A 25,753-nucleotide genomic window follows, 5' to 3' on the forward strand; every position below is an offset into this window, starting at 1 on the left:
CTCTATTTATCAGAGGGTGCCAGGCTGCGGCACAGAGCGAACGTCAGGTTGGCTGTTTTCTTTGAATCCCGCGACCCAAGAGAAAACCATGCCCAATATGAAGGCGACGAATATGGATACCAGGAAGCCGAGGAACTGCGTCATGTGCCCCTCTTTAAAGAACACCGGCAGGACGGCAATGCCGGGAATGCAGTAACTCCATGAAACCGCGTTGAAAGCCCCGGCGATCATGCCGCCGGCAGCGCCCGCCAGGCAGCCACAAATCATCGGTCGTTTAAGACGCAGAGCCACACCGTAAATGGCGGGTTCAGTGATGCCGAACAGCGCCGTTACACCCGCAGAAAGCGCCATGCGCTTAAGCTCAGCGTCTTTCGCCTTCAGGTATACGCCCAGCACCGCGCCCGCCATACCGAATACCGCGGAGGCTTGCAGTCCGGTAAAAGTGTCGTAGCCCAGGGTGGCATAGTTACCGACGGTCACTGGCGTGATGCCCCAATGCACGCCCAAGGTAACCAGTGGCATCCAGAAGGCACCCACCACAAATCCGGCAATGGCAGGACTGAGATGATAAAGGGTGTTATAGACGCCACCGATGGCGCCGCCGATCATATTGCCGATCGGACCGAATGCCAGAAGCGTGAACGGAACCATGATGGCGAGGCAGAACATGGGCGTGAACAGGTTGCGTATCACCATCGGAAGCAGGCGCTCGAAGAAACGCTGTACATACGACATGCCCCACACCATCAAAATAATGGGTATTACCGACGAGGTGTAACTCAAATACTCTACCGGCAGCCCCATAAAGGTCAGCGGCGCGGCATCAAGCGGAATGCCAGCGATCTGCACCATCACCCTTGAAATCTCGGGATTTTCAACCGCGCTCTTCATCAAAGCCTGCACTGCTGGATCGGCTGAGTTGGCGGTAAGGATTTTGTTGGCCGTCAACATATTCAGGTAATCCGGCGACACCAGCGCGCAGGCGGAGATAACCGCTGTGAACGGATTGACGTTGAATTTTTTGGCGGCGGTAAACGCCACCATCACGGGCAGGAAGGTAAAGCCGGTCCACGAAACGAAGTTAAGGATGCGATAAGTGCCGCTTGCCGGATCCATTAGGTCGATGGCGGTCAGCAGCGAAATGATGCCCTGCAGCACACCGCAGGCTGCCAGTGGATAGAGAAAAGGCGCAAATATGCTGGAGATGATATCCATAATGCGGCTAACCATACCGACACTAGGCGGTGGTACTGCTGTACTTTCGTCGAAAGTGAGTAGATTCTGCACTTCGCGATAAGCATCACCAACGTGATTGCCAATCACCACCTGCATCTGGCCGCTGGCCTGCATCGCGGTGATAACGCCTTTTACCCGCTTTAGTGATTCAACCTCGACCAGAGAATAATCTTTCAGCACAAACCTCAGACGTGTAGCGCAATGTGTCACACTTATCACATTATTATCGCTACCTATCAGTCTAACGATCTCTTTCGCAGAATCCGCATAATCTATTGCCATGGTTTTCTTCCATTGCCAGAGGGAATTCAGCCCGTCAGGAGCGGACTAATTCCGGCAATGTTAGAAAATCATCCCGGCAATGTCACGAGGTCACAATATGTTATAACGGGTCGCTAATTACAAAAATGTCACACCGCGTGACATATCGCTGACATTATTCACCACCAGCTTTCTGCCTATCGATTCAAGAATAAAAATGACCGGAACCTGAGTGGTAATATCGTATTCGCTTTCAATCAAAATGCGAGAAACATGGTAAGGAACAATAAAGTCAGAAAGTTTTGCCAGTGTTGAATCCGGGTTGCAGGTAATAGAAATCACTTTGCACTTGTGAATAACAAACTGCCTGGCAAGCTTCAATATTTCGGGAGTTTCGCCAGAGACAGAAAGCACGATAGCCACTGAACTCTGCACCATATCGGTACTCACCGGATAATAGGGATCATCAATGTGATTACTGAACTTGCCTACATTAGAGAAGAAACGCGCACCATACCTGCCAAGCGTGCCAGAGCTGCCTGCGCCAGCAAAGAACACCCGTTCGGCATCACGAATGTATTGAGCCGCCTGATTGATCATCTCATCAAATTCATCGTTTCTGATGCTTTTAAAAAAGGTCAATATTTCCTCAGCTCCATGAGGAATCAGTAATGTGCTATTTTTGTTCAGGTGCAACTTCATACTGGCTTTGAGTTCTGAGTAACCTTTGAAATCCATTTTTTTACAGAATCTCAGAACAGTCGCGGTAGATACGCCAGAATTATCAGCTAGCTCTCTTATCGTCATATAAATAACGGCATTGATGTTTTTAATAATGTAATTATGCACGCTGCTTTCGAGGGCATTTAAGGTTGATAGTTTTCTGGCGTTAAACATCTATTCAAACATCCTGACGATTCAATTATGACGCTTATCATGTCACAAACCGTGACATCTGAGGGATGTTTAACGAGTAAACCCGCGCGGCAAACCAAAAGAAATTGTATTAATTGTGATAGCTCGCACAATTTGGATCAAGCATGGCGGAATGCATATTAGTTTTCCAGCGCAGTAAGGATCGTCGCTTCCATTTTTTCTGGTTTGGTGATCGGTGCAAATCGCTTGATCGGTTTGCCGTCACGCCCGATCAGAAACTTTGTGAAGTTCCATTTGATCCGCCCGCCCAACACACCGGGTAATTCGGCTTTCAGGTAGCGAAATACGGGGTGCGTTGCGGCGCCGTTAACTTCGACTTTCTCGAACATCGGGAAGCTCACACCGTAGTTGATGAGGCAGGTCTGCGCGATATCATCGGCTCCGCCAGGTTCCTGCTTGCCAAACTGATTGCAGGGGAAACCCAATATCATCAGCCCATTGTCCGCGTACTTCTTGTAGAGCGCTTCAAGGCCTGCATATTGAGGAGTAAATCCACAATGGCTGGCGGTATTCACCACCAGAACCAGCTTCCCGGCGTAATCGGCCATAGAGATGGGCTGGCCTCGCAAGCTGATGGCATTAAGTTGATGAAAGGTGGTCATGTATCAATCCTCAGAGCAGAATCAGTTCGGCATTAAAGACGGTGCTTTAATCAGCGGCCTCTGCGCCTTATTCTATGATTAAAGCGCCTGCGATTCATGTTAGACGTGATGTGTGAAAAGTCATGACTACCGCACCAAGAAGTAATAAACCACTCAAGCCGAAAGCACTTTGCCAACCCAGACTGTCGAAAATCAAACCCCCAACGGTTGATCCCAGCGCAATGGAGAGTTGGATGACAGCAACCATCAGACCACCACCTGCCTCTGCATCTTCGGGTAGCGTCCGCGCGAGCCATGTCCACCATCCGGTTGGCGCGGCTGTCGCAAGCATTCCCCACAGGCTCAGCAAAACGGCAACAATCCACATGCTGTGGCCAAACAAAAGTAACGTACCGGCAATCGCTGACATAAGCAGTGGTATCAAGATTAATGTCGGATAAAACCTTGAGTTCAGGATGGTCGAAACAAACGTTGTGCCGATAAAACCTGCTGCGCCTATAGCAAGTAAAATCCAGGACAGGCCAGGCGCGCTCACTCCGGTCACGTTCTCCAGAAACGGTCGCACGTAAGTAAATAAGGAAAACTGCCCCATAAAGAAGAGTCCGCAAGCCAACAGCCCCATTGATACGATAGAGGCTCTGAAAAGACCAAGCACCGATCCCTGTGGCTTGCGCGCATTATCGCTTTCCATCGAAGGCAGGCTGAGGCATTGCCAGATGAACGCAACTATCGCAAGCGGTACCAGACATAAAAAGGCACCCCGCCATCCGACAGTCGCCCCCAGGTAGCTACCCAGCGGTGCCGCCACAACGGTGGCCAGCGCGTTCCCGCCGTTAAAAGTCGCCAGCGCGCGGGTAACCTTGTGCTGTGGTACCAGCCGAATGGCTGTTGCGGCCGACATTGACCAGAATCCACCGATGACGATTCCAATCAACGCTCTCCCGAGCATATAAACCGAATAACTGGCCGCCAGCGCGACAATGATTGCCGATACCGCCATCAAAATCGTTAGTCCCAGCAGAAGATATTTCCGATTCAGGTCCCCGGCAATGCGGGAGATAGTCAGGCTGGTAATCACCGCCAGCGCGCCAGAGATGGCAATTCCCTGTCCTGCCAGTCCTTCCGTGACATGCAAGTCGCGGGCAATAGGTGTTAGCAGACTGACCGGCATAAATTCAGAAGCGATCAATACAAAAACGCAGAGCGTCATGGCAAAAACGCCCCCCCAATACGACTGAGTTTTATGGTGAGAGGATTTAATATTTACTGTGGACATTATCAACTACTCTTCAAATCGATCCGACCTGATTCAGGCGAAAGTGGGAGATGCGCTTTTCAGGGAATAACATCATCATTTCACTGCGTTACATCAGGCGAGTTAATGCCTAATGCTCGTCAGTTAAGACATGAAAACCCGTAATTACCGAGAGCACGCATTGTAGCGGCGCAATTTATTGCGCGATAAATCGCGCCGCTACAAAAGGTGCGGCGATTTGATACGGCGCTTAACTGAACGGCATCAGGGGAGTTAATGCCAGCCGTGAAGTAGGGGTGGCATGGTAAATGCAAATTATTTCAGAAAATTACCTTAAATTTGATTTGAAAAATTGTTCAAACTTAGCAAACGGGATCTTTCCAGCCACGTTGCCATATAAGTCCACATGATTTGCCCCGGGAATAATCACCAGCTCTTTCTTGTTACTCCCGATCGCCTTAAAAGCGTCTTCAGCAAAATAACGTGAATGGGCTTTTTCACCGGTCACAACAAGCGCAGGGATAGTGATTTCATTTGCATAACTCAGCAGCGGCATATTCATAAATGACAGTGGCATTGTTGCATTCCATGCGCCGGTTGAGTTGACCGAACGCGCATGGAAACCGCGTGGCATGCGGTAATAATCAAAGAATTCTTTCAAGACTGGATTTGGATTAGCGGGTAACGTTTCCGGCAGAATACGCTCAGAAGCGCTGACTTTGCCTTTTTCGTCAACATCAATGTCGTGACCACCGGGCGCGAAAGTGCCGTTTTCCGCATCCTTCCAGCGCTGCGCGTTCAGATACTGCAACACAGCACGACGATCGGCGCTGGTGTAACGATCTTTGCCATCGCCTACGCCGTGGCCCATCGCGCGGCTCATGTCATACATCACGCTGGTTGCTACTGCTTTAACGCGTGTATCCATCGCAGCGTCGTTTAACGCCATGCCGCCCAGACCGCAAATACCGAGTAGACCGATATGGTCGCGGTCTACCTCATTTTGCAGACCTAAGAAATCAATTGCCGCGCTGAAATCCTCAGTATTGATATCCGGAGACGCCACATTACGCGGGTAGCCGCCACTTTCGCCCGTATATGAAGGGTCAAACGCGAGGGTGACAAATCCCTTTTCAGCCAGCGTTTGCGCGTACAGGCCGCTGGATTGTTCTTTGACTGCACCGAAGGGCCCGCTGATGGCAATGGCTGCCAGCTTGCGCTCGCCGCGATCCTTTGGAAGATAGAGATCCCCAACTAAAGTGATCCCATAGCGGTTCTGAAAGGTAACCTTACGGTGATCAACTTTCGTACTTTCAGCAAAGGTTTTATCCCAATTTTTGACCAGCGAAATAGGTGCGTTCGGATTGCTGGTATCAGCATAACTCATCGTTGTAACTCCACTTAATGATGCGCATAGCAGCATTGCAGGTAACACTGCTGTCAATTTTTTAGTGAAAACAGTCATTAAAATCCTCCTGAATAAACATCAAAGAGGCAGGTTTCATACCGACAACGCTGCTGTGCTTTGTTGCAATGTGCACATTCTAGTTAGCAGCATGTGTTCTGATTAGAGGGGAATTTTTGCTAAGATTGATATCAAATTGTTCCAAATAACGATGTAGTCATAAGGGCGGGATGATGGCAAAACGGGAAAACTACAACGATCTCTACCTGTTCATGCTGGTGGTGCGCGAGGGGAGTTTTACCGCTGCGGCGAAACGCCTTGGCCTGGCACAATCAGGTATCAGTCGTTCAGTGCGTGAACTTGAAGAAAGACTTGGCGTTCAACTCATTGTTCGCACCACGCGCAGATTATCGCTCACCCATGCCGGTGAGCAGCTTTATCTAACCGTTGAGTCAGGATTCGATGCTTTAGATATGGGGCTCGCTAAGCTGGCCCACTATCGCCAGACCCCATCCGGTACTGTGCGTATCAATGCCAGCCAGCACGCGATAGATAAAGTACTCCTGCCAAAACTTGCGGTATTCAAACAACGCTATCCCGATATCAGACTGGAGCTCATCAGCGAAAGCCGGTTTGTGGATATCATTGCGGAGAGATTCGATGCGGGTGTACGTCTGGGGCCGGAGGTTGGCAGCGGCATGATCGCTGTACGCATTTCGCCCGACATGGAGATGGCCGTTGTCGGTACGCCAGAACACTTTCGTCGCTACGGCTTTCCGCAGATCCCCGCAGATTTGGCCGTTCATCCCTGCATCGCTTATCAGTTAGGCGATGGCAGCCTTTATGCCTGGGAACTTCATCAGGATGGCAAAAAAATCACCCATAGGCCGCAAGGGCAATGGGTTTTTGCTGACAGCTATATGGAAGCGAAAGCCGCTACTCTCGGGCTCGGGCTGGCTTATGTCCCGGAAGAGCTGGTTTCTGAGGATCTGGAACAAGGAAAGCTGATCAGGGTTCTGCAACGGCACAGCCAACGTCTGGAAGCTTCATTTCTCTATTATCCGCATCGCAATGTGTCACCCGCTTTGCGCGCGGTTATTGATACATTGAGAATTTAAAAGGTTTTCAATGGAAAATATGTATACCTGCCAATATCATCATCTCTCTCATTCGCCCACTGTTAATTAATCCTGAAGTAAATAAAGGCTTCTTAGCAACCTGAAACTTTAATCAGCATTGGCACTCTCCCTCCCGACGTTTTCTGGAAATCGATTAAACACCAGCAAATACACGTATTTTTGCTGTTTGGCCGTGCATAATTAGAAATGTCGGGAAGCGGCGCAAAAAGCAGATTTTGCTCTGGTATCAACAGTCTGAATAACCATGATGAATTCAGATCTTATCTGAAAAAACATAGCCTACATAACCCAAATACTTTTTTATCCTCTTAATAACGAGGACATTTAAATTAATTCTGTTAATTTTTTGCACTCGCCAGCAGGGGGAAGAATGAAGATTATCGTCGGTGGAAACGGCTACCCAGAAAAGAGAAACATCATTACAGACCCTGCAAATCGCTATCTGGATTACCGTCCCAGAAATATCTGGACCTGGATCAACGTTATAAGGCGGCGCTTATTGCATAAAAATAAACTGTTTATTTTTCGACCGCTTCCCCTGATGTCTTCAGGTGATGCGGACATTATCCACCTTTTTAACGAAGTTTCTTCGGCGCCAGGCGACTGGGTAGCGACCTTTGAAACCGAACTGCCCCGTGTTCTTCCCGTTGAGGGAATACCCAAATTTGCCAACCCCGAGCTGGCGCGGGAACTCCGGTACGTCTGCTCTCCGCGCTGCAAAGGTATCATCGCTATCTCAGAAGCCACACGACAGATCCAACTGCGGCTGCTGGAACATTTCCCCAGGGAGCAGGCTATCATTGGGCCCAAACTGCACGTACTGCATCCCCCGCAGCCGGTACTGCAGGAAAAAAATGCTCTGGTTGAAAGAGGTCCGCTGAATTTTACCTTCGTGGGCAAGGAGTTCTATCGCAAAGGAGGGGCAGAAGTTGTGCTAGCCTTTAGCCAGTTATTAAGGGAAAACCTGATAAGTGTGAACGACGTACGCGTAAATCTGGTTGGTGATCCTGGCAAAATGCATAACGTGGCTCACCAGGCGTTCCAGGATGATGACGCATTTAGAAGAAGCGTGGAGGACACACTTCGTGAATGCCCTCTATTCCAGCACCATACGTCGCTGACCAACGACGCGGTACTGGCGTTGATTAAGACCTCTGATGTCGGGCTGCTGCCCACATGGCAGGAGACATACGGCTTTTCCGTTCTGGAAATGCAGGCCTGCGGCTGCCCGGTAATAACGACGAATGTCAGAGCCTTGCCGGAAATCAATCCGGAAAATGCCGGCTGGCTGATTCGCTGTCCACTGAATAGCATGTCGGAGCTGACGGTTGGATCGCTCAATGATAAAGCCGCACTGAGAAGCACCATCGTTTCTCAGTTAAAAGCCCATATTTTACATATCTTAAGCGACAGAAAAATTGTCAAAGTGCGCGCTATACAGTCAGTCGCTCGCATACGTAATGAACACGATCCTGTGGAGTTCAGAAATTACCTGAGTGCGATATACAGGGGGTTTTGAGCCAGACAAATAAAGAAATTAACCGTTTTCTGTATGGGTATTGTTCACATTGCTCATACGGATAACCTGCCCTCCCAACATTTCGGGCATTCTTAACTGGAAAACAGACCTTTCCGCCACTATCATCAGCTCACTTATTCACCCACTGATAACTAAGGAGGATTACTATGCCACTGTGTGAATTGTTTATTTACTCACACTTCTACAGTAATTGGCCGCGTTCAGGCATTTCCGCACTCGTGCTGCGATAATCCGTCCTGAGCGAAGTTAACTGAAAATCTAATCCCTTCCTCCGGCTTACCGGGTTGTCGTCAGCGATTTCTGACGTCGGGCCTTTTTGCGCCTGCAACTTATGAGTAAGCACATGAGCACTTTACTGTCCGCCCACGCTGTCGGTTTCGATAACGCCTTCGGCACGTTATTTCACGATATCCATTTCAGCCTGAAAAAGGGCGATCGCATCGGTTTGCTGGGTGATAACGGCACCGGTAAAAGCACCTTATTGAAAATTCTCAGTGGTGAACTGGAAGCCAGCCACGGCAGCGTCACGTCGGCTAATCACTGTTTACTGGCGCGCATCGAGCAGCATCTGCCAGCAGAACTGCACAACGCGTCGCTGCTGGATGGCGTGATGGCGCGCTTACCGGAACAAGCCGATCGCTGGCGCGCCGAAGCGCTGCTGGGCAGCCTGGGTTTCACCGCTGAGCAACAAACGCAAATTGCCGCAACGCTAAGTGGCGGTCAGCATATGCGCCTGCTGCTGGCGCGTGCGCTGATCCTGCAACCGGATCTGCTGCTGCTCGATGAACCCAGCAACCACCTCGATTTGCCGACGCTATTGTGGCTGGAGAATTTCCTCAACGGCTGGAGCGGCAGCTTCGTGCTGGTTTCCCATGACAGCACCCTGCTCGATCGGGTGACCAACTGCAGCTGGATTCTGCGCGATCGCGGTCTGCAATTCTTCCGTCTGCCCTGCAGCGCGGCGCGTCAGGCGCTGATCGAGCAGGATGACGCTGACACGCAGCGTTATCAGGCCGAGCAGAAAGAGATCGAACGCGTAGAGAAAAGCGCCAAACGTCTGGCGATCTGGGGCCGCACTTACGATAACGAAGGTTTGTCGCGCAAAGCGCAGCAGATGGAGAAACGCGCCAATTGGTTGAAAGAAGCACAAACCACGCTGAGCGAAGGATCGCTATGGCGGCTGCAGCTGCAAGGTGAAGCGCTGGACGCCGATCGCGTGCTGGCGTTGCCGCAGATGTCGATTCGGCCGGCCGATGACGCACCTGCACTGTTTTCACTACCAACGCTGCAGGTGAAAAGTGGCGATCGCGTAGCGATCGTTGGCCGCAACGGTTGCGGTAAATCGTCGCTGCTGCGCCATTTGTGGCGTGAATTTCAACAAGCAGATAGCACGCTTTTTCATCCCCGCGCGCGCCTCGGTTATTACGATCAAAGTCTGCATCAATTGCACGATGCGGAAACGCTAAGTGATGCGCTGGCGCATTTTGCGCCGCTCAGCGATGAGCAGCGCAAGATGGCGTTGATCGCTGCGGGTTTTCCGTATCTGCGTCACCAGCAGCTGATTGGATCACTGAGCGGCGGCGAGCGCTCGCGTTTACTGTTTGTGGGGCTGACGCTGGCGCGCTATTCACTGCTGCTGCTCGATGAACCCACTAACCATCTGGATATGGTAGGGAAAGAGGAGCTGGCGGAGGCGCTGAATCAGTTCGAGGGCGCGGTGTTGCTGGTGTCGCACGATCGTCAGTTAATCGCCAACAGCTGCAATCGTTTCTGGCTGATAGAGGACCAGCAACTCAGCCAGTGGCACGATTTTGACGCGGTGACCGAGCGCCTGCGTGCTGAACAGGTGATATCCATGTCTGAGGTTGTTGCACCTGCGGCGACGGAAAACGCGTTGGATGAAGATGCTTTGCTGCTGGCGTTATTAGAGGTGGAAAGCAAACTGGATGAGGATCTGGCGCGTAAGCCGAAGCATCAGAAACCCGCGTTGCAAGCGCAGTGGCGTGAGGAGATCGCGAAGCTGAAAACCCAGCTCGATCTGTAAATCGGCAGTGAAACGGTCGCCATAAATGGCGTAATGCCGCTCAGTTAAGCATTGTATCAAATCACCGCACCTTCCGTAACGGCGCGACTTATCGCGCAATAAATTGCGCCGCTACAATGTGTGCTCTCGGTGATGAGGGGGTTTCATGGCTTAACTGACAAACATTACGCCATAAATGGCGACCCTACGCCCAATCAGTGACTCAGATACGCTGTAAACAACCTAACCGCCCTTTCTATTCGGAAAACTTTAATCATTTTTCAACCAGCGCGCATTACCCAGATAAATCCGGCGAATTTTCTCCAGTTTGTTCCCTTTAGTGATTATGATTCTCACTTCATATAAGGGACGCTTATGCTCAATATCTCAAAAAAGTGGCTATTCGCCACGCTCGCTGCCGTCATTCTCCTGCTGTTGATCTGGCATTTCGCCGGTTCACGCCATAAACCTAACGCGGTGGTCACCGCCGAAGTGCGTCAGGGAAATATCGAAAACGTGATTGCTGCCACCGGCAAAATGGATGCGGTTGAACGTGTCAACGTCGGTGCGCAGGTTTCTGGTCAGGTGAAAAAGCTCTATATCAAATCTGGCGATAGCGTCAGCAAAGGCCAGCTAATCGCCGAAATTGATGATCAACCGCAGCGCAGCGATTTGCGTAACGCGCAGGCGGCGCTGAGCGTGGCGCAGGCCGATTTGGAAACCCGCGAAGCCGCGCTGGTGCGACAGCAAGCGCAATATCAGCGCTTGCAGCAAATGATTAAAACCAATGCGATCTCGCGTCAGGATTTTGATACCGCCGAACAAGAGTGGCGCAGTGCACGCGCCGAGCTAACCGCGCAAAAAGCGCGCGTGATTCAGGCGCAGATTGAGGTGGATAAGAAGCAGCTCGATCTCGGTTATACCCGCATCATGGCGCCAATGGACGGCACGGTCATCGCCATCGTCACTAAGCAAGGTCAAACGGTGAACGCGGTACAAACCGCGCCAACCATCGCCAAGCTGGCGCAGCTCGGCACCATGACGATTAAAGTGCAGATCTCCGAAGCCGACATCAACAACGTGCAGCCAGGCCAGCAAGCGTGGTTCACTACCTTCTCCAATCCAGACAAGCGCTACAACGCCACGCTGCGCAGCCTCGAACTGGCGCCGGAATCGGTGATGAAAGATGACGCGCTGATGGGCAACAGCGAAAGCACGCCAGCCAGTATCACCAACGCCGCAGTCTATTACAACGCGCTGCTGGATGTGCCAAACCCCGACAACGCGCTGCGCATCTCCATGACGGCGCAGGTCAACCTGCTGCGTGATTCCGCTAAAGATGCTTTGCTGGTGCCGGTGCAGGCGACGAAGAAAGACGCGGATGGCAAAACCTACGTGGAAATCCCCGATCAGGATAACCAGCCGGTCAAACGCATCATCACCACTGGCATCACTGACAGCGTTGATATTCAGGTGCTGAGCGGTTTAAAAGTCGGCGAGAAAGTGATCCTTGCTACGCAGACGGCGGGCACTGACGAGGTGTTGATGTGAATATCATCGAACTGAAAAACATCCAGCGCAGCTATGTTAACGGTTCGCAATCTCTGCATGTGCTGAAAGACATTAACCTGAGTATCGCTAGCGGCGAGCTGGTGGCGATTATCGGGCCGTCCGGTTCGGGTAAATCGACGCTGCTGAATATTCTTGGCTGCCTGGATGCGCCGGATAGCGGCGACTATTTCATTAGTGGCCAAAACACCGCCACGCTGTCGCCGGATGCTCTGGCGAAAGTCCGCCGCGAGCATATCGGCTTTATCTTCCAGCGTTATCATCTGATGCCGGATCTCAGCGCCTTGAGCAACGTCGAGATTCCATCGATCTACTCCAATCTGCAGGGCAAAGCACGGCTGCAGCGCGCGGCGGATCTGCTGGCACGTTTAGGTTTGCAGGGCCGCGAACATCATAAACCGGGCGAGCTGTCCGGCGGCCAGCAGCAGCGCGTCAGTATCGCGCGCGCGCTGATTAACGGTGCCGAAATTATTCTTGCCGATGAACCGACCGGCGCGCTGGATTCGCATTCCGGCGAAGAGGTGCTGCGCATCCTACACGATCTCAATCGCGAAGGTCACACGGTGATCATCGTCACGCACGACATGAAAGTGGCGCAGCACGCCGATCGCATTATTGAGATTCAGGACGGCGAGATTTTTGCCGACAGCGGCCGCAAACAGGATGCAACCCGCGCGCAATATGTCCCCGCCGCGCCTAAAAGCCAGAGCAAGCTGCGCGGCTTGCTCGATCGCTTTCGCGAATCATTGCGCATGGCGCTGAATGCCATGAACGCGCATCGGCTGCGCACCGCGCTGACCATGACCGGGATTATTTTTGGCATCGCGGCGGTGGTCACGGTGGTGGCGCTCGGCCAGGGCGCGCGGCAAAAAACGCTGGAGAGTATTTCCGGGCTCGGCACCAACGTGGTGTCGATCTATGCCGGCGGTGATTTTGTCGAGGATGAAGCGCATCCGGTGCTGACGCTGGTGATGGCCGATGCCGACGTGATTGGGCGTCAGCAGTTTGTCGCAGCGGTCAGCCCGGAGATGATCGCCAATCAGCCGATTCGCTATCTCTCTAATGCGTCCAAAACCTCGGTGTATGGCGTCGGCAAAGCGTATTTCCAGATTCAGGGCATTAAATTGCTGGAAGGCAGCAACTTCAGCGATGAACGCCACGCACGTCAGGAGATCATTATCGATACCAACACGCGCAACAAACTGTTTGGCGAAGACGGGGAAAGCCCAATTGGCAAGATGATCGTGCTGGGTTCGGTGCCGGTGCGCGTGATTGGCGTGGCGGATAATAACGATGGCATGTCGCCCAATCGGCTCAGCGTGTGGCTGCCGTGGAGCACCGTGATGTATCGCATTAGCGGGCAAACCGCGCTAACCAGCATCAGCATTAAACTGAAGGACGATGTGGTGAGCGGCCCGGCGGTGGAATCGCTGACGCAACTGCTAACTGCGCGTCACGGCAGCAAAGATTTCCTGGTGTTCAACCGCGACAAATACCGCAAAGCGATTGAAGATGCCGCCGCGACGTTAACGCTGTTGATTCTGCTGGTCGCCTCAATTGCACTGATGATTGGCAGCATCGGCGTGATGAATATCATGCTGGTGTCGGTAACGGAGCGTACCCATGAAATCGGCGTGCGCATGGCGGTGGGCGCACGGCGCGGCGACATCATGCAGCAGTTTATGATCGAAGCAGTTTTAGTCTGTCTGGTGGGCGGATCGCTCGGCGTCGCGCTGGCGCTGGTGATTGGACCGATTATCAGCCTGCTGGCGGGCGGCATGATTACCGCGATCTTCTCATGGCAATCAGCGGGCGCGGCCTTTGCCTGCTCCACCATCATCGGCATGATTTTTGGTTACCTGCCCGCGCGCAAAGCCGCACGCATGGATCCGGTGGCGGCATTGGCGAGCGAATAACTGAAATACCGCTTTACCTATTAGCACTGTTCCGTAGCGGCGCGATTTATCGCGCCGCTACGGATTTGCCGTTTTACATCAACATCGGCAAGGTCGCCGTTGCTGTCTGCTGGCTGGCCGCCTGATACCGGGCATCATGCGTCATCAACTCGTTAATCAATACTTCCACCAACATCATTGCACCCACTTTACCGCTCAGCGCGCCGGCGTTGAACGGGCCTTCCGGCCGCGCAGCCACCAGCAGCATATCGGCTAAACTGCCCATCGGGCTGCGCAGCGTGTTGCTCAGCATCAGCACGCGCGCGTTTTGCTTCTTCGCCAACTTCACTACGTGCATTACATCTCTGGTCGAGCCGGAAGCGGAGATGGCGATCACCAAATCGCCCTCTCTGAGCGTCGAGGCATTCATCGCCGCGCGATGCATATCACCAAACAGCTGCGCCGATTTACCTAAGCGCAACAGGCGATAGTGCAAATACTCACCGGTAATCGCGCTGGCCGCCACGCCGTAGATCTGGATAGTTTTAGCCTGATGCAGCGCTTCCACCGCGCTATGAAGCACCTCGCGGTTAATGAATTTCCCGGTATCGCGCAACGCCTGCACCGTTTCCTCCACCAGCATGTCGATGCTGTCACCGCTAGCGACGGCGGCGGGCTGATTGTGTTGCACATCCAGCGCCAGCGCCATTTTGAATTCGGTATAGCCTTTGCAGCCGAGATGACGACACAGCCGCGTCACGCTTGCTTCGCTGGTGTCGGTCTCGCGCGCTAATTCAGTGATGGTGAGATACAGCACTTTCTGCGGGTCGGTGAGGATGAAATCGCCCAGCTTTCGCAGCGTCGGACTGTAGCCCGGCAAGCCCTGGCGCAGGTGCAGCAAGATGTTTTCGTTGTCCGTCATGGCGGCCTCTTCTTCACGACATTATGGCGCACAGTGTGCAGCAGATTAGGGCATAAGTGAAAGCTATCACAATAATGATGGAAATTTTCATCTTATGAATTAAATTGTGATAATAATTTTTACCACAACATTACTTCAGGGATAAAAATTTATGTCATCACTGTTCAGCGGTGCCTCTTCAGGGGGTTGGTTTGAAAAAGCCCAGCGGTTTGGTAAGTCGTTCATGTTACCGATCGCCGTGCTACCGGCGGCCGGTTTGCTGCTGGGCATTGGCGGCGCACTCTCCAATCCCAACACCGTCAAAGCCTATCCATTCCTCGATGTCGCCTGGCTGCAAGGCGTGTTCACCATCATGGCGAGCGCCGGATCGGTGGTGTTCGCCAACCTCGCGGTGCTGTTTGCGGTTGGCGTAGCGGTAGGATTGGCCAAAAGCGACAAAGGCACCGCCGGATTGGCCTCGCTGCTGGCTTATCTGGTAATGAACGCCACCATCAATGCGCTGCTGACGCTGACCGGCGTGCTGGCGCAGGGCAACCTTAGCGCGGTGGGACAAGGCATGGCGCTCGGCATTCAGACGCTGGAAACCGGCGTATTTGGTGGCGTGGTGATCGGGCTGGTGACGGCCATGCTGCATAATCGCTACAACAAAATCGCCCTGCCGCAGTTCCTTGGCTTCTTTGGTGGCTCGCGCTTCGTGCCGATTATCAGCTCCTTCGTCGCCATTCTGGTGGGTGCGGCGATGACCATCGTCTGGCCGCATTTCCAGAAGCTGATTTTTGGTATGGGCGGATTGGTGGATGCCACCGGTTATTTCGGCACCTTTATTTACGGCTTTGTACTGCGCATGCTCGGCCCGTTCGGCCTGCATCACATCTTCTATCTGCCGTTCTGGACCACCGCACTCGGCGGCAGCGAAGTGATCAACGGACATCTGGTGGAAGGCACGCAGCGCATCTTCTTCGCCCAGCTTGCCGATCCCCACACGCAACAATTCTACATTGGCACCGCGCGCTATATGTCCGGGCGCTTCATCACCATGATGTTTGGCCTGATCGGCGCGTGTCTGGCGATGTACCACACTGCTAAGCCGGAAAACCGTCAACGCGTGGCCGGATTGCTGCTGTCGGCGGCGCTGACTTCTTTCCTTACCGGCATCACCGAACCGATTGAGTTCTCGTTCCTGTTTGTCGCGCCGGTGCTGTATGTCATCCACGCGCTGTTTGATGGGCTGGCGTTTATGATCGCCCACATCCTGCACATCACCATCGGCCAAACCTTCTCGGGCGGCCTGATTGATTTCATTCTGTTCGGCGTATTGCAGGGCGAAGCGAAAACCCATTGGTGGTATGTCCCGCTGATAGGCGCGCCGTGGTTCCTGCTCTATTACTTTACTTTCCGCTTGCTGATCACCCGCTTCAATTTCAAAACGCCGGGTCGCGAAGACGTCAGCGTTGAAACTGTGCCTATGGTCGCCGGAGAACGTCCACTGCAGGTGATCGCGGCTTTAGGCGGCAAGCAGAACATCGCCGAACTGGATTGCTGCGCCACCCGTCTGCGCATCACGCTCATCGACAGCAGCAAACTCGATGAAAACGCATTGAAAGCTACCGGCGCACGCGCCGTGATCCAACGTGGCAAAGGCGTGCAGGTGATTTATGGCCCGCACGTCACCATTATCAAAAATGAAGTAGAGGAGTTACTCGCGCTATGAAAGCACCGATGCTGGCCCAGATTCAGGGGAAACTGGTGGTCTCGTGTCAGGCTCTGGAAGATGAGCCGTTACACAGCCCGTTTATTATGTCGCGCATGGCGTTAGCGGCGATGGAAGGCGGAGCGGCGGCGATTCGCGCCAACAGCCTAATCGACGTACAGCAGATTATGCAAACCGTGGATTTGCCGATTATCGCCATTATTAAGCGCGACTATCCCGGCAGCGATGTGTATATCACCGCGACGCTGCGGGAAGTGGATGAGTTGATGGTGGCGAATCCGGCGATGATTGCGCTGGATGCCACGTTACACACACGTCCCGGAGATTTGCAGCTGCCGGCGTTGGTGGCAGCGATTCGCCAACGCTATCCGCAACTGTTGCTGATGGCGGACATCGCCACGGTGGAAGAAGCGCGTCAGGCGGCGCAATTAGCTTTCGATTGTGTCGGCACCACCCTGCACGGCTACACCGCAGAAACGCAAGGCTGCTATTTGGCCGCCGATGATTGCCGCTTCCTGCGTGACGTATTGGCTGCGGTAAAGGTGCCGGTGATTGCCGAGGGGAATGTTGAAACGCCGGAAATGGCGGCGCATTGTCTGGCGCTGGGCGCGCATGCGGTGGTGGTCGGCGGCGCGATTACGCGTCCACAGCAGATAACGCGCCGCTTTGTGAATGCCATCAATTAATTTTTGAGGTGCCCATTAGGCACCTCGCCTAAGGTTATCCACAATCCCCGTGCGTAGAGTCGCCGTTAACCTGTGGATAAAACTCGCCTCGCACCACACCGCGCCCGATGCGCGCAGGCGGTTATTTTTCGCACGATTGTGAATCTCAAACACGCTAACACACTTGATGCGTTAGCGTGTTTAGGTGAGTCAGTATCCGGCGTTAAACCGAATCTTCTTTTTCGATCACTAATACGCGCGCTTCGCCTTGCGGGTGCGCAACATGCTCGGTGCCGATGCTGGCGTAAAAAATGTCGCCGCTATTCAGCAGCACTTTCTTCACCTCACCTGCTTCGCGGTAATGCATCTCTACCGCACCATCCAGCACCGCAAACACTTCCTCGCCATCATTGATGTGCCACTTGTAAGGTTGATTGGTCCAGTGCAGACGCACGCTGGTGCCGGCGAAGTTGGCGATGTCTAACGCTTCCCAGGCTATGGCAGGAGAGAATTTTTTGCTGACGTAGGTTTTCATGCGATATCCGTGTGGGGGAGAACTGCGTTGATGATACACACAGCCCGGGCGTGCGGCGGGACATGCGCAGGCCATTTACGGACATTCAGATACAACAAAGCCGCCCGAAGGCGGCCTTAACACAACTGCTTGTGCAATTAACTTATTTGTATAACTCGGCAGTCATGTGTACGCGGTTGTTAGTGTTGGCTTCAGTGATTTTATACTGAGCGCCCTGCTCTTGCGCCTGCGCTGCGATTTTCGCTTCTGCACCATCCAGAGTAGAAGACTCAACAGATACGCTCTGTGCAAAGCTAGCGGCAGACATCATTGAAAGAGCAGCAACAGCGGCGATAGAAAGTGTTTTGATAGTTTTCATGGTCATAATCCTTAGTGGTTTAACGAGAAGGCTGTGAGCCTTCGATGGGAATAATAATAACTTATGTTATCGTTTCAAAATTAACCATTAGTGCGATCACGATAACTTACGTAACTATACAGTTGCTGCGTTATATCGACAAAAAAGGCCGCCCGTAGGCGACCTGTTCTGGCACATCCGTATGCAACCATCCGTTATTTGTAAAGTTCTGCGGTCATATGTACGACGTTGCCGTTACTCGCCTCTAAAATTTTGTACTGCTCACCATTCTGTTTTGCCTGCGCAGCGATTTTCGCTTCAGCACCATCCAGAGTCAGCGAGGTTGCTGAAACGGTCTGTGCGAAGCTGGCAGCAGACATCAGTGAAAGAGCGGCGGCAGCGGCGATAGTCAGAGTTTTGATAGTTTTCATGGTCGTATTCCTTTGGTTGTTTGATTTGAAAGCTGTGCGCCTTCGATGGAAACAATAATAACCATTGAAACTATTATCAGATTAACTATTAGTGCGATCACAGTTAATCAGCTCATTATCACTACGCCAGCTCGAGCTCGGTGATGGCCTTTTTAACTTTTGCCACATCCATAAGCGCTTTAGCGGTGCGCGGAAACAGTCCGCCGCACACGGAATACCACACTTCACAACCGGCGGTTAGGCCTGCTGCGGCAAAGACATCAGAAACAAAAATGCCCTCTTACGAGGGCATGGATTATCGCTACAGGTCGGGGATTATTTCAGTGCGATGCGCGCAATCTGATCCTGGCCTTTGGTTGAGGAGTCTTTGTTGAACTCCGCTTTCAACGTGACATACAGCGTGTTGTTGTCCGGGCCAATCAGCAGACTGTTTGGATTGTTATCAAACGACCAGCTGTTTTTCACCGCGTAAGTGGTGGCATCCAGCTGCAGCACTTTCTTCGATTCGCGCTGGCTGATGTAGATCTCATTACGCTTAGCGTTGAATTTAATCGCTAGCGCATCACCTTCAATACGCTTGATCACTTTCCCAGTGCGCTCATCAAACACCAGCGTGGCTTTGCCTTTCGAATCATCGGTAACGAACAGACGGCCGGTAGCCGGATCTTCCGCCATGTTCAGGAACAGATACTCTTTACCGTCGCCGGCGGTCCAGCGCTTCTCAATTTTGTGGGTGCGTGGATTGATCACCAGAATCTCGCCCGCGCCGTTGGTCGCGTAAATGCGCTCAGTTAGCGGGGAATAGATGATGCCGGTTACCCATTTGCCTGCATTCTTGATGGTGGCTTTCAGCTTGAAGGTTTCCTCATCAACCACCGAGATGTAACCCGGATCGGCTACGCGACCGACATACAGCTCGTTGCCGTGCCACAGCACTTCACGCGCGCCCGCCGGATAACCTTCTTTATCTTTCTTACCTGGGAAGACTAAACGTTCCAGCACTTTGCCGCTCTGCGCATCCACTTTAGAGATAGCGCCATCCAGCGAGTTGGTGGTGTAGAACACGTTGCCCGCTTCATTGATCGCCGTACCAAAGTTTTTCAAATCGGTATGCGTAACGCCTTTGGTTTCCAGTGTGGTTGGGTCGAGACGATAAATTACACCACCGTTAACGTCTTTAAAGCTCTGCGCGCTGGCAACGTATAACGCTTTCGCAGCAGGCGAATACGCCATTTCATACAGGCCATCGCTCAGCGTGCGCTGGGTCAAAGAAGTATCAACTGGCTTGGCAGCGGCGGCTGGCGCTTCGGCTTTTTTCGCCGGAGCCTGGCAAGCGGTCAGGCTGAATGCAGCGACGATCGCTGCCGCTACGGCGGCTTTGCGCGGGCTAAATAACGATTTCATGCTCAACTCCATCAATGGATGAACGGCTCCGTTGCGCGTACGCATACGGAAAACTCAAGAAGAATGAGAATCATACGCATTAGCATGAACTTAGCAACTTTCTCGACGATCTTCCTTACGTTGCCGTAGACCGATTCCAGCATGCCGCACACCTTTCTTTACTAAAAACCTCCAAATATTGCCTGAAAAAATAGGAAAACGTGAGCAATTAACAGGTTATTTTCACCCGTAAACCATTGATTCATAACTTACTTACACATTATTACAATTACAGTTGCAACCTTCCACAGATTCTTTAAAGCAAATGATTATCATTGGCTTTCTCAATAAATGCGCAGTGGCGCTTTGCGTGCCTTCTCTTCTGCCCTTTTGGGCGAATGAGTCACGACGTAAACGATAAAAAACTAAGCAAAACAGCTTCCTATAACACGCGTTTCAACAGGAAATTTTATGTCTGGCATCAGGAAAACCTTTAACGTCTCACTGCTGGCGGTGACGATTCATGCCCTACTTACGCCAAGCCCGGCGCAGGCAGCTAGCGATTCGCCGCAGGATTTGGTGGTCGAGGCATCCGCAACCGGCGACAGCGATAACAATGAAAAGCAGGATTACGCGGTAAAAACCACGCGAGCGGGCACTAGGCTGTTGCTGACGCCACGCGATGTACCGCAGTCGATGAGCGTGGTAACGCAACAGCGCATGCAGGATCAGAACCTGCAATCGGTGAACGATGTGCTGACCAACGCCACCGGCATCTCGACCAATCTGATCGACAGCGAGCGCTCGGAATACTATTCGCGCGGCTTTAAAGTCACCAACTTCTCGTTCGACGGCATCCCAACGTCAGTTAATGACAACTGGAACTACGGTGATGCCGCTTCTGATACCGCCATTTACGATCGTATTGAGATCGTACGCGGCGCCACCGGATTGATGACCGGTGCGGGCAGCCCATCAGCCTCGATCAACATGGTACGTAAACACGCCGACAGCAAAACCTTTACCGGTGCGGTCAGCGCCAGCTACGGTAGCTGGAACAAACAGCGTTATGTTGCGGATCTCTCTGCACCGCTAAACCAGGATGGCAGCCTGCGCGGCCGCGTGGTAACCGGTTACAGCGATGAAGACAGCTGGCTCGATCGCTACCACAAAACCAAAAAATTCCTCTACGGCGTGATTGATGCCGACATCACTGAGCACACCACGCTGTCGCTGGGCTACGACTACGAAGATGCTAACACCGGCAATCCAACGTGGGGCGGCTTGCCGATGTTCTACAGCAACTACGCCACCACGCATTACGATCGCAGCCTCAACTCCGCCGCCAACTGGGCGCGCTACAACACCAATTCGCGCAAAATATTCGCCGACATCGATCATAACTTCGATAACGCCTGGAACATCCACGTCAACGGCACGCACGCCGAGAACACCTTCAACGATAAGCTGCTATATGTGATGGGCAGCGCCGATCAGGACAGCGGCGAAGGCACCACCGGCTTCGGCAGCATGGATCGCGGTAAACGTCAGATGGATTCGTTCGACGGCTACGCCAGCGGTCCGTTTGAGCTGTTAGGTCGTCAGCATCAGTTAATGGCGGGCGTGAGCTACAGCCGCCAGCACAACGCCACTTACAGTCAGGATGGCGTTACCGATCTGGAAAACTACAACATCGCCTCAAACGATATGGGCATTTTCAATAACAGCTGGAACGGCAACATTGCCGAGCCGCAGTGGCAAGGTTGGTATCAGAATGCCGACGATACCATTCGCCAGAAATCGGCTTATACCGCCGCGCGCTTCTCGCTGGCCGATCCGCTATCGCTGATTATTGGTGCGCGTTACACGCAGTGGAGCACCAACGGCAGCAGCGGTGATATGACGAACAATAACACCACGCCGTACGCTGGTTTGGTGTACGACATCAACGATACCTGGTCGGCGTACGGCAGCTATACCTCGATCTTCCTGCCGCAAACCGATCGCGACATCAACGGTAAATACCTGTCGCCGGTAACCGGCAAAAGCTATGAAACCGGTCTGAAGTCCGCCAGGTATGATGGTCGATTAACCGCGACGGTGGCGGTATTCCGTATTGAGCAGGACAACGTCGGTCAGGCGATTAATGGCGTCTACCTGAGCGGCAACGAACAGGCTTATGCGCCCGCCAAAGGTGCGGTCAGTAAAGGTGCGGAGTTTGAGCTGAATGGCGCGCTAACGGATAATCTGCAGCTGACGTTCGGTGCCACACGCTACGTGGCGCGGGATAAAGAGGGACGTTTCAATAGCTATCAGCCGCAAACTTCCTTTAAGCTGTTTAGCCGTTATCAGCTGCCGATGTTGCCGGATCTCACGGTTGGCGGCGGCATCAACTGGCAGAACCGCGTGTTTGAAGATGCCACCAATGCCAGCGGCGATAGCGTGCGTGTTTATCAGGGCAGCATTCCGCTGGTTTCGCTGTTTGCGCGCTATCAGGTGACTAAGCAGGTGGCGGTGCAGGCGAACGTCGATAATCTATTTGATCGCGAATATTACAGCTACATGAACAGCTACGTTTATGGCGCACCGCGCAGTGTTTCGATGAGCGTTTCGTATCAATTTTAAATAAAAGCTAAAGGTGCGCATTTATGCGCGCCTCTCATCAAACCTTGTTTTTATAATTGAAACTAATCTGCGAATTCTGTTCTTTCGGCAAGCGGCGCGCCTCTAAATAAACCGATTTCCAGTACGGATTATTTAGCGAAGAGCGCATCACGCCCTGACTCACCGATGCGTGCAGGAACTGATGATCGGTGTCATAAAAGCCGACGTGCAGCTCACGCTTAATGCGGAAGAACACTAAATCACCGGGTTGCAAATGCGCCTGATCCACCGGTTTGCCCATGGCAATTAACTCTTTGGTGGTGACGCGATCCATCGGAATATTGAAACGATCTTTCAGCGTGCGCCAGACAAATCCCGAGCAATCGACGCCGGTTAATTGTGTGCCGCCCCACTGATATTTGGTCCCTTCCCACGAATGCATTTGATCGTGCAGCGCGGCAATCACCGGGATTAAATCGGGCTGTTTGCCGTTGTCTGCCGAGGTATCAACGCTTTCCTCAGCAGGCGCATGCGAAGACTTCGAAGAACAACCTGCCAGAGTGAAAACAAACAGGCAGGCGATAACTTTGCTGGCGGCAGAATTGATCATGTGTTGGTGATTTCGCTGAGGGAGACAGTGGTCTGAGATTTATACCGTAAAAAAGTTGCAGAAATAAATAGGCGTGCAGTGAAATCTTTTATTTGTCGGTTGATTTTACCTAAGTTTACGCAACGGTAACATCTTGTATTTGAGTTAAAAATCTATTTCCCACGCTGGGCTTTTTCTGTGCAGGAGAATATTTGCGCTCCTGCACAGAACGACATCAATTTCGGCTTACAGCTGTAAGTTTAATACTTGCCGGAGAAATTGGCGCTAATACGCTGTGCCAGATAATCCTTCGCGGAAATAGGCGGGTATTTTTTCTCCGGTCCTTCAATAATCACATCTTCATTCGCCTGGCAGAAAAACGCCAGGCTGTAGCGTGCCGGCACCGATTCACCAGGCAGCGGATTGCTGACGCGATGGAAGTTCGACGGTAACTTGTCATCACTCCAGCGCATCAACATATCGCCGATATTACAGGTAATTAAGCCTTCCAGCGGCGGGATCGGCGTCCAGATTTGCTCTTCCATCTCTTTGCCCGGACACACCTGCAAACCGCCCTGCCCATCACGCTGGAACAGCAAGGTCAGACAATCGAAATCGGTGTGCGCCCCGGCGCGCCACGGACCATCTGGCTCGCCGCTGATGGCAAAGTAGTGCAGCATCCGCAGCGTGCTTTGGTAGGTTTCGCGCGAAGGCTCATGCGCTTTGGCAAAGAAATCGTCGGGGAATCCCAGCTTCAGGGCAAAACAGGAGAGCAAGCGCATGCCGACTTCCCAGCACTGACGCTCGAACTTCAGTACATCATGCTGAAAACCCGGCAAGGTGGCCTCATCCGGCCACAAGCCTGCCATGCGCGGACGCGTCACCTGGTACGACTCTTTTTGGTCCGGTTTACCGGTAGATGGACGGATTTGCGCGCGGTATTCCCAGCCGGCATTGCGGCTAAGTGGATAACGCGCTTTGTCACTTTGCGGCAGTGAGAAAAAGCGCTCTGCGTTGGTAAAAGCCGCATTGATGTCGTCGAGCGGAATACCGTGGCCGGAAACCTGGAAAAACCCAATCTTGGTGGCGGCTTGCCACAGCTGATCGGCTATTTCCGCTTTACGTTGGTCGAAATCGGAGAGATCGATGATGCGCACATCACGTGCAGCTTCTACGCCGCGCGCGCCCATACGCGATTCTTTCGCCAGTTCATGCATGTCATAAGTGGTCTTTTCCATTGGTGCACCTCGTTATTGAGCGATAACGGATGACCCGCCCGCAGCGTGGCAGTCATCCCCGCGCCTGCTGAATGCCGCAGGCGATCGAGCAATGACCCACCGGGTGAAACCACGGTTGACAGCTTCTACTCAGTTTCAGCCAAGCAAAGGCTGTGCCAGCACGCTGCGCCGCTTAAAATCAATACGTTAGGGAATCTGCCACATCCGGTCTGCACAATGGCGGTGCAAAACGCGCTGACTTGCCTCATCAATGAGCGGTCAATGAAGCAAAAGCCCGGCACCATCAATATCAACTATATTGCTTTCAGTGGGTTGCACGAATGGCATGCGCTTTGCTAAATCCCACCTGAGTATAAGCGGTCAGCGTGACACCAGATGCACGCAGGACATTGCTCTACAGCATTAGCTGTACCTCGTCAGGGGACGATGCGCATTACGCATCGTGAGCACGCCATGCGCCGCTACGCCCCTGATGACGACAACAAACTCAACGTTTATTGGGGGTTATATGACAATGTCGCGTTTCCGTTTCTCCTTATTCGCTGCTCTGCTGAGCAGCTCTGTACTGTCGCACGCCGCCGACAAACTGATATTGCAAACCACCTGGGTCGCGCAGGCTGAACAAGGCGGTTATTACCAGGCGCTCGCCACCGGCATCTATAAAAAATATGGGCTGGATGTTGAGGTGCGCTCCGGCGGGCCACAGCTGAATAACATGACGCTGCTGCTGGCGAATCGTGCTGATGTCATCGTCAGCTACGATCTGCAAGTGCTGCAGGGCGTTGAGCGCAACTTCCCACTGAAAGCCATCGCCGCGCCGTTTCAGTTTGACCCGCAAGGCATTGTCACCCACGGCGATGTGAAATCGCTGGATCAGCTGAAAGGTAAAACCGTGCTGGTTTCTGCCAGCGGACAAGCCAGCTGGTGGCCGTGGCTCAAAGGCAAATATCAGCTGCAGGATGGTCAGGCGCGCCCTTACACCTTCAACATGCAACCGTTTCTCGCCGACAAAAACACCGCGCAGCAGGCTTATGCCACCTCCGAAGTGCAGCAAATTAAAGAGGTGCAGCCGGACAGCAAATTCTATCTGTTTGCCGATTATGGCTATCCGGCTTACGGCGGCATTCTGGTGACGCGCGACGATTTGCTGCAAAAAGAGCCGGATGTCCTGAAGCGTTTTGTGGCGGCATCAATGGAAGGCTGGAAATCCTACCTTGCCAATCCGGCTGCCGGTAATGTGCTGATCAAAAAGGAGAACCCGCAGATGACTGACGCGGTTCTCGCCTTTGGCGTATCGCAAATGAAAGCGCTGCACCTGATTGACGGCGGCGATGCCGCGCAGCAAGGCTTAGGCGTGATGACGGATAAGCGCTGGCAGGCAACGCGTGACTTTATGGTCAACGCCGGTTTACTCAAAGCGTCCACCGACTGGCAGAGTGCGTTTAGCACGCAGTTTGTCGCGGCGAAAGTGGAGTGA

At 52.8% G+C, this 25,753-nt stretch carries 21 protein-coding genes and 1 pseudogene; 9 read left to right on the plus strand and 13 right to left on the minus strand.

From position 1 onward, the window contains the following. Positions 1-9: 9 nt before the first annotated feature. The 5 genes from KVT28_RS10975 to KVT28_RS10995 all read right to left on the minus strand — a co-directional run bounded on the left by KVT28_RS10975 (position 10) and on the right by KVT28_RS10995 (position 5,755). The gene (locus tag KVT28_RS10975; protein WP_217548371.1) at positions 10-1,518 is read right to left on the minus strand and encodes a PTS transporter subunit EIIC; all 1,509 of its coding nucleotides are present in this window, start codon (positions 1,516-1,518) and stop codon (positions 10-12) included. Positions 1,519-1,635: 117 nt separating this feature from the next. After that, positions 1,636-2,394, minus strand: coding sequence for a MurR/RpiR family transcriptional regulator (locus tag KVT28_RS10980; RefSeq protein ID WP_110866807.1), 759 nt, complete (start codon positions 2,392-2,394; stop codon positions 1,636-1,638). Positions 2,395-2,552: 158 nt separating this feature from the next. Next, a complete protein-coding gene (locus KVT28_RS10985) occupies positions 2,553-3,035 on the minus strand; it encodes a glutathione peroxidase (protein ID WP_101761592.1) in 483 nt (160 codons plus the stop codon). Positions 3,036-3,129: 94 nt separating this feature from the next. Beyond that, complete coding sequence (locus tag KVT28_RS10990) at positions 3,130-4,311, minus strand: MFS transporter (protein WP_217548374.1); 1,182 nt, start codon at positions 4,309-4,311, stop codon at positions 3,130-3,132. A gap of 307 nt (positions 4,312-4,618) precedes the next feature. Further along, on the minus strand, positions 4,619-5,755 hold the full coding sequence (locus KVT28_RS10995) for an alpha/beta hydrolase (protein ID WP_217548377.1): 1,137 nt from the start codon (positions 5,753-5,755) through the stop codon (positions 4,619-4,621). Positions 5,756-5,928: 173 nt separating this feature from the next. Between KVT28_RS10995 and KVT28_RS11000 the strand changes: the two genes are divergently transcribed. The 5 genes from KVT28_RS11000 (at position 5,929) to KVT28_RS11020 (ending at position 13,882) form a co-directional block, all read left to right on the plus strand. After that, a complete protein-coding gene (locus tag KVT28_RS11000) occupies positions 5,929-6,813 on the plus strand; it encodes a LysR family transcriptional regulator (protein WP_110866803.1) in 885 nt (294 codons plus the stop codon). Between the two features lie 391 nt (positions 6,814-7,204). After that, positions 7,205-8,353 carry a glycosyltransferase family 4 protein gene (locus KVT28_RS11005; protein ID WP_217548379.1) on the plus strand — a complete coding sequence of 383 codons (1,149 nt, stop codon included), beginning with the start codon at positions 7,205-7,207 and terminating at the stop codon, positions 8,351-8,353. A 364-nt stretch (positions 8,354-8,717) separates the two neighbouring features. Beyond that, entirely contained in the window at positions 8,718-10,418 is a 1,701-nt protein-coding gene (locus KVT28_RS11010) for an ABC-F family ATP-binding cassette domain-containing protein (RefSeq protein WP_217548381.1), read from the plus strand. A 354-nt stretch (positions 10,419-10,772) separates the two neighbouring features. Continuing rightward, entirely contained in the window at positions 10,773-11,948 is a 1,176-nt protein-coding gene (locus KVT28_RS11015; protein WP_217548383.1) for an efflux RND transporter periplasmic adaptor subunit, read from the plus strand. Next, a complete protein-coding gene (locus KVT28_RS11020; protein WP_217548386.1) occupies positions 11,945-13,882 on the plus strand; it encodes a MacB family efflux pump subunit in 1,938 nt (645 codons plus the stop codon). The genes KVT28_RS11015 and KVT28_RS11020 overlap by 4 nt, the downstream gene beginning before the upstream one ends. A gap of 73 nt (positions 13,883-13,955) precedes the next feature. Here KVT28_RS11020 and KVT28_RS11025 read toward each other — a convergent pair whose 3' ends face one another. After that, positions 13,956-14,783 carry a MurR/RpiR family transcriptional regulator gene (locus KVT28_RS11025; protein ID WP_217548388.1) on the minus strand — a complete coding sequence of 276 codons (828 nt, stop codon included), beginning with the start codon at positions 14,781-14,783 and terminating at the stop codon, positions 13,956-13,958. A gap of 151 nt (positions 14,784-14,934) precedes the next feature. Between KVT28_RS11025 and KVT28_RS11030 the strand changes: the two genes are divergently transcribed. Both KVT28_RS11030 and KVT28_RS11035 read left to right on the plus strand, forming a co-directional pair. Further along, positions 14,935-16,494 carry a PTS transporter subunit EIIC gene (locus KVT28_RS11030; protein WP_217548391.1) on the plus strand — a complete coding sequence of 520 codons (1,560 nt, stop codon included), beginning with the start codon at positions 14,935-14,937 and terminating at the stop codon, positions 16,492-16,494. Next, on the plus strand, positions 16,491-17,180 hold the full coding sequence (locus KVT28_RS11035; RefSeq protein WP_101761682.1) for an N-acetylmannosamine-6-phosphate 2-epimerase: 690 nt from the start codon (positions 16,491-16,493) through the stop codon (positions 17,178-17,180). Before KVT28_RS11030 ends, KVT28_RS11035 begins: the two co-directional genes overlap by 4 nt. A gap of 202 nt (positions 17,181-17,382) precedes the next feature. Here KVT28_RS11035 and KVT28_RS11040 read toward each other — a convergent pair whose 3' ends face one another. The 5 genes and pseudogenes from KVT28_RS11040 to KVT28_RS27805 all read right to left on the minus strand — a co-directional run bounded on the left by KVT28_RS11040 (position 17,383) and on the right by KVT28_RS27805 (position 19,866). Continuing rightward, complete coding sequence (locus tag KVT28_RS11040; protein ID WP_217548393.1) at positions 17,383-17,694, minus strand: cupin domain-containing protein; 312 nt, start codon at positions 17,692-17,694, stop codon at positions 17,383-17,385. 142 nt (positions 17,695-17,836) lie between these two features. Then, positions 17,837-18,052: a YdgH/BhsA/McbA-like domain containing protein gene (locus KVT28_RS11045; RefSeq protein WP_007890153.1), complete on the minus strand. Its 216-nt coding sequence runs from the start codon at positions 18,050-18,052 to the stop codon at positions 17,837-17,839. A gap of 194 nt (positions 18,053-18,246) precedes the next feature. Then, positions 18,247-18,462 (minus strand): YdgH/BhsA/McbA-like domain containing protein, encoded by a 216-nt coding sequence (locus KVT28_RS11050; protein WP_007890154.1) that lies wholly within the window; start codon positions 18,460-18,462, stop codon positions 18,247-18,249. A 121-nt stretch (positions 18,463-18,583) separates the two neighbouring features. Further along, positions 18,584-18,706 (minus strand): annotated as a pseudogene (locus KVT28_RS27800) (dihydrodipicolinate synthase family protein); the annotation flags it as partial. Between the two features lie 71 nt (positions 18,707-18,777). Further along, entirely contained in the window at positions 18,778-19,866 is a 1,089-nt protein-coding gene (locus tag KVT28_RS27805; protein ID WP_254633501.1) for a YncE family protein, read from the minus strand. A 450-nt stretch (positions 19,867-20,316) separates the two neighbouring features. Between KVT28_RS27805 and fhuE the strand changes: the two genes are divergently transcribed. Then, positions 20,317-22,470 carry a ferric-rhodotorulic acid/ferric-coprogen receptor FhuE gene (gene fhuE / locus KVT28_RS11060; RefSeq protein ID WP_217548396.1) on the plus strand — a complete coding sequence of 718 codons (2,154 nt, stop codon included), beginning with the start codon at positions 20,317-20,319 and terminating at the stop codon, positions 22,468-22,470. A gap of 37 nt (positions 22,471-22,507) precedes the next feature. Here fhuE and KVT28_RS11065 read toward each other — a convergent pair whose 3' ends face one another. Together KVT28_RS11065 and KVT28_RS11070 are read right to left on the minus strand one after the other, a co-directional pair. Beyond that, positions 22,508-23,059 (minus strand): C40 family peptidase, encoded by a 552-nt coding sequence (locus tag KVT28_RS11065; protein ID WP_101761687.1) that lies wholly within the window; start codon positions 23,057-23,059, stop codon positions 22,508-22,510. A 239-nt stretch (positions 23,060-23,298) separates the two neighbouring features. Further along, positions 23,299-24,276 carry an isopenicillin N synthase family oxygenase gene (locus tag KVT28_RS11070; protein ID WP_217548398.1) on the minus strand — a complete coding sequence of 326 codons (978 nt, stop codon included), beginning with the start codon at positions 24,274-24,276 and terminating at the stop codon, positions 23,299-23,301. A 508-nt stretch (positions 24,277-24,784) separates the two neighbouring features. Between KVT28_RS11070 and KVT28_RS11075 the strand changes: the two genes are divergently transcribed. Beyond that, positions 24,785-25,753, plus strand: a complete 969-nt coding sequence (locus KVT28_RS11075) for an ABC transporter substrate-binding protein (protein WP_217548401.1) — start codon at positions 24,785-24,787, stop codon at positions 25,751-25,753.

Source organism: Pantoea sp. GbtcB22 (genome assembly GCF_019091025.1).
In the GTDB taxonomy this organism is placed as follows: Bacteria; Pseudomonadota; Gammaproteobacteria; order Enterobacterales; family Enterobacteriaceae; genus Pantoea; species Pantoea leporis.

Excerpts from the sequence above, each read along its gene's own strand:
- KVT28_RS11070 (WP_217548398.1), bottom strand. The coding sequence starts at position 24,276 with ATGGAAAAGACCACTTATGACATGCATGAACTGGCGAAAGAATCGCGT.
- KVT28_RS11005 (WP_217548379.1), top strand. The coding sequence starts at position 7,205 with ATGAAGATTATCGTCGGTGGAAACGGCTACCCAGAAAAGAGAAACATC.
- KVT28_RS11015 (WP_217548383.1), top strand. The coding sequence starts at position 10,773 with ATGCTCAATATCTCAAAAAAGTGGCTATTCGCCACGCTCGCTGCCGTC.
- KVT28_RS11010 (WP_217548381.1), top strand. The coding sequence starts at position 8,718 with ATGAGCACTTTACTGTCCGCCCACGCTGTCGGTTTCGATAACGCCTTC.
- fhuE (WP_217548396.1), top strand. The coding sequence starts at position 20,317 with ATGTCTGGCATCAGGAAAACCTTTAACGTCTCACTGCTGGCGGTGACG.
- KVT28_RS11050 (WP_007890154.1), bottom strand. The coding sequence starts at position 18,462 with ATGAAAACTATCAAAACTCTGACTATCGCCGCTGCCGCCGCTCTTTCA.
- KVT28_RS10975 (WP_217548371.1), bottom strand. The coding sequence starts at position 1,518 with ATGGCAATAGATTATGCGGATTCTGCGAAAGAGATCGTTAGACTGATA.
- KVT28_RS11035 (WP_101761682.1), top strand. The coding sequence starts at position 16,491 with ATGAAAGCACCGATGCTGGCCCAGATTCAGGGGAAACTGGTGGTCTCG.
- KVT28_RS27805 (WP_254633501.1), bottom strand. The coding sequence starts at position 19,866 with ATGAAATCGTTATTTAGCCCGCGCAAAGCCGCCGTAGCGGCAGCGATC.
- KVT28_RS11030 (WP_217548391.1), top strand. The coding sequence starts at position 14,935 with ATGTCATCACTGTTCAGCGGTGCCTCTTCAGGGGGTTGGTTTGAAAAA.
- KVT28_RS11000 (WP_110866803.1), top strand. The coding sequence starts at position 5,929 with ATGGCAAAACGGGAAAACTACAACGATCTCTACCTGTTCATGCTGGTG.
- KVT28_RS11025 (WP_217548388.1), bottom strand. The coding sequence starts at position 14,783 with ATGACGGACAACGAAAACATCTTGCTGCACCTGCGCCAGGGCTTGCCG.
- KVT28_RS10990 (WP_217548374.1), bottom strand. The coding sequence starts at position 4,311 with ATGTCCACAGTAAATATTAAATCCTCTCACCATAAAACTCAGTCGTAT.
- KVT28_RS10980 (WP_110866807.1), bottom strand. The coding sequence starts at position 2,394 with ATGTTTAACGCCAGAAAACTATCAACCTTAAATGCCCTCGAAAGCAGC.
- KVT28_RS10985 (WP_101761592.1), bottom strand. The coding sequence starts at position 3,035 with ATGACCACCTTTCATCAACTTAATGCCATCAGCTTGCGAGGCCAGCCC.
- KVT28_RS11075 (WP_217548401.1), top strand. The coding sequence starts at position 24,785 with ATGACAATGTCGCGTTTCCGTTTCTCCTTATTCGCTGCTCTGCTGAGC.
- KVT28_RS11065 (WP_101761687.1), bottom strand. The coding sequence starts at position 23,059 with ATGATCAATTCTGCCGCCAGCAAAGTTATCGCCTGCCTGTTTGTTTTC.
- KVT28_RS11040 (WP_217548393.1), bottom strand. The coding sequence starts at position 17,694 with ATGAAAACCTACGTCAGCAAAAAATTCTCTCCTGCCATAGCCTGGGAA.
- KVT28_RS10995 (WP_217548377.1), bottom strand. The coding sequence starts at position 5,755 with ATGACTGTTTTCACTAAAAAATTGACAGCAGTGTTACCTGCAATGCTG.
- KVT28_RS11045 (WP_007890153.1), bottom strand. The coding sequence starts at position 18,052 with ATGAAAACTATCAAAACACTTTCTATCGCCGCTGTTGCTGCTCTTTCA.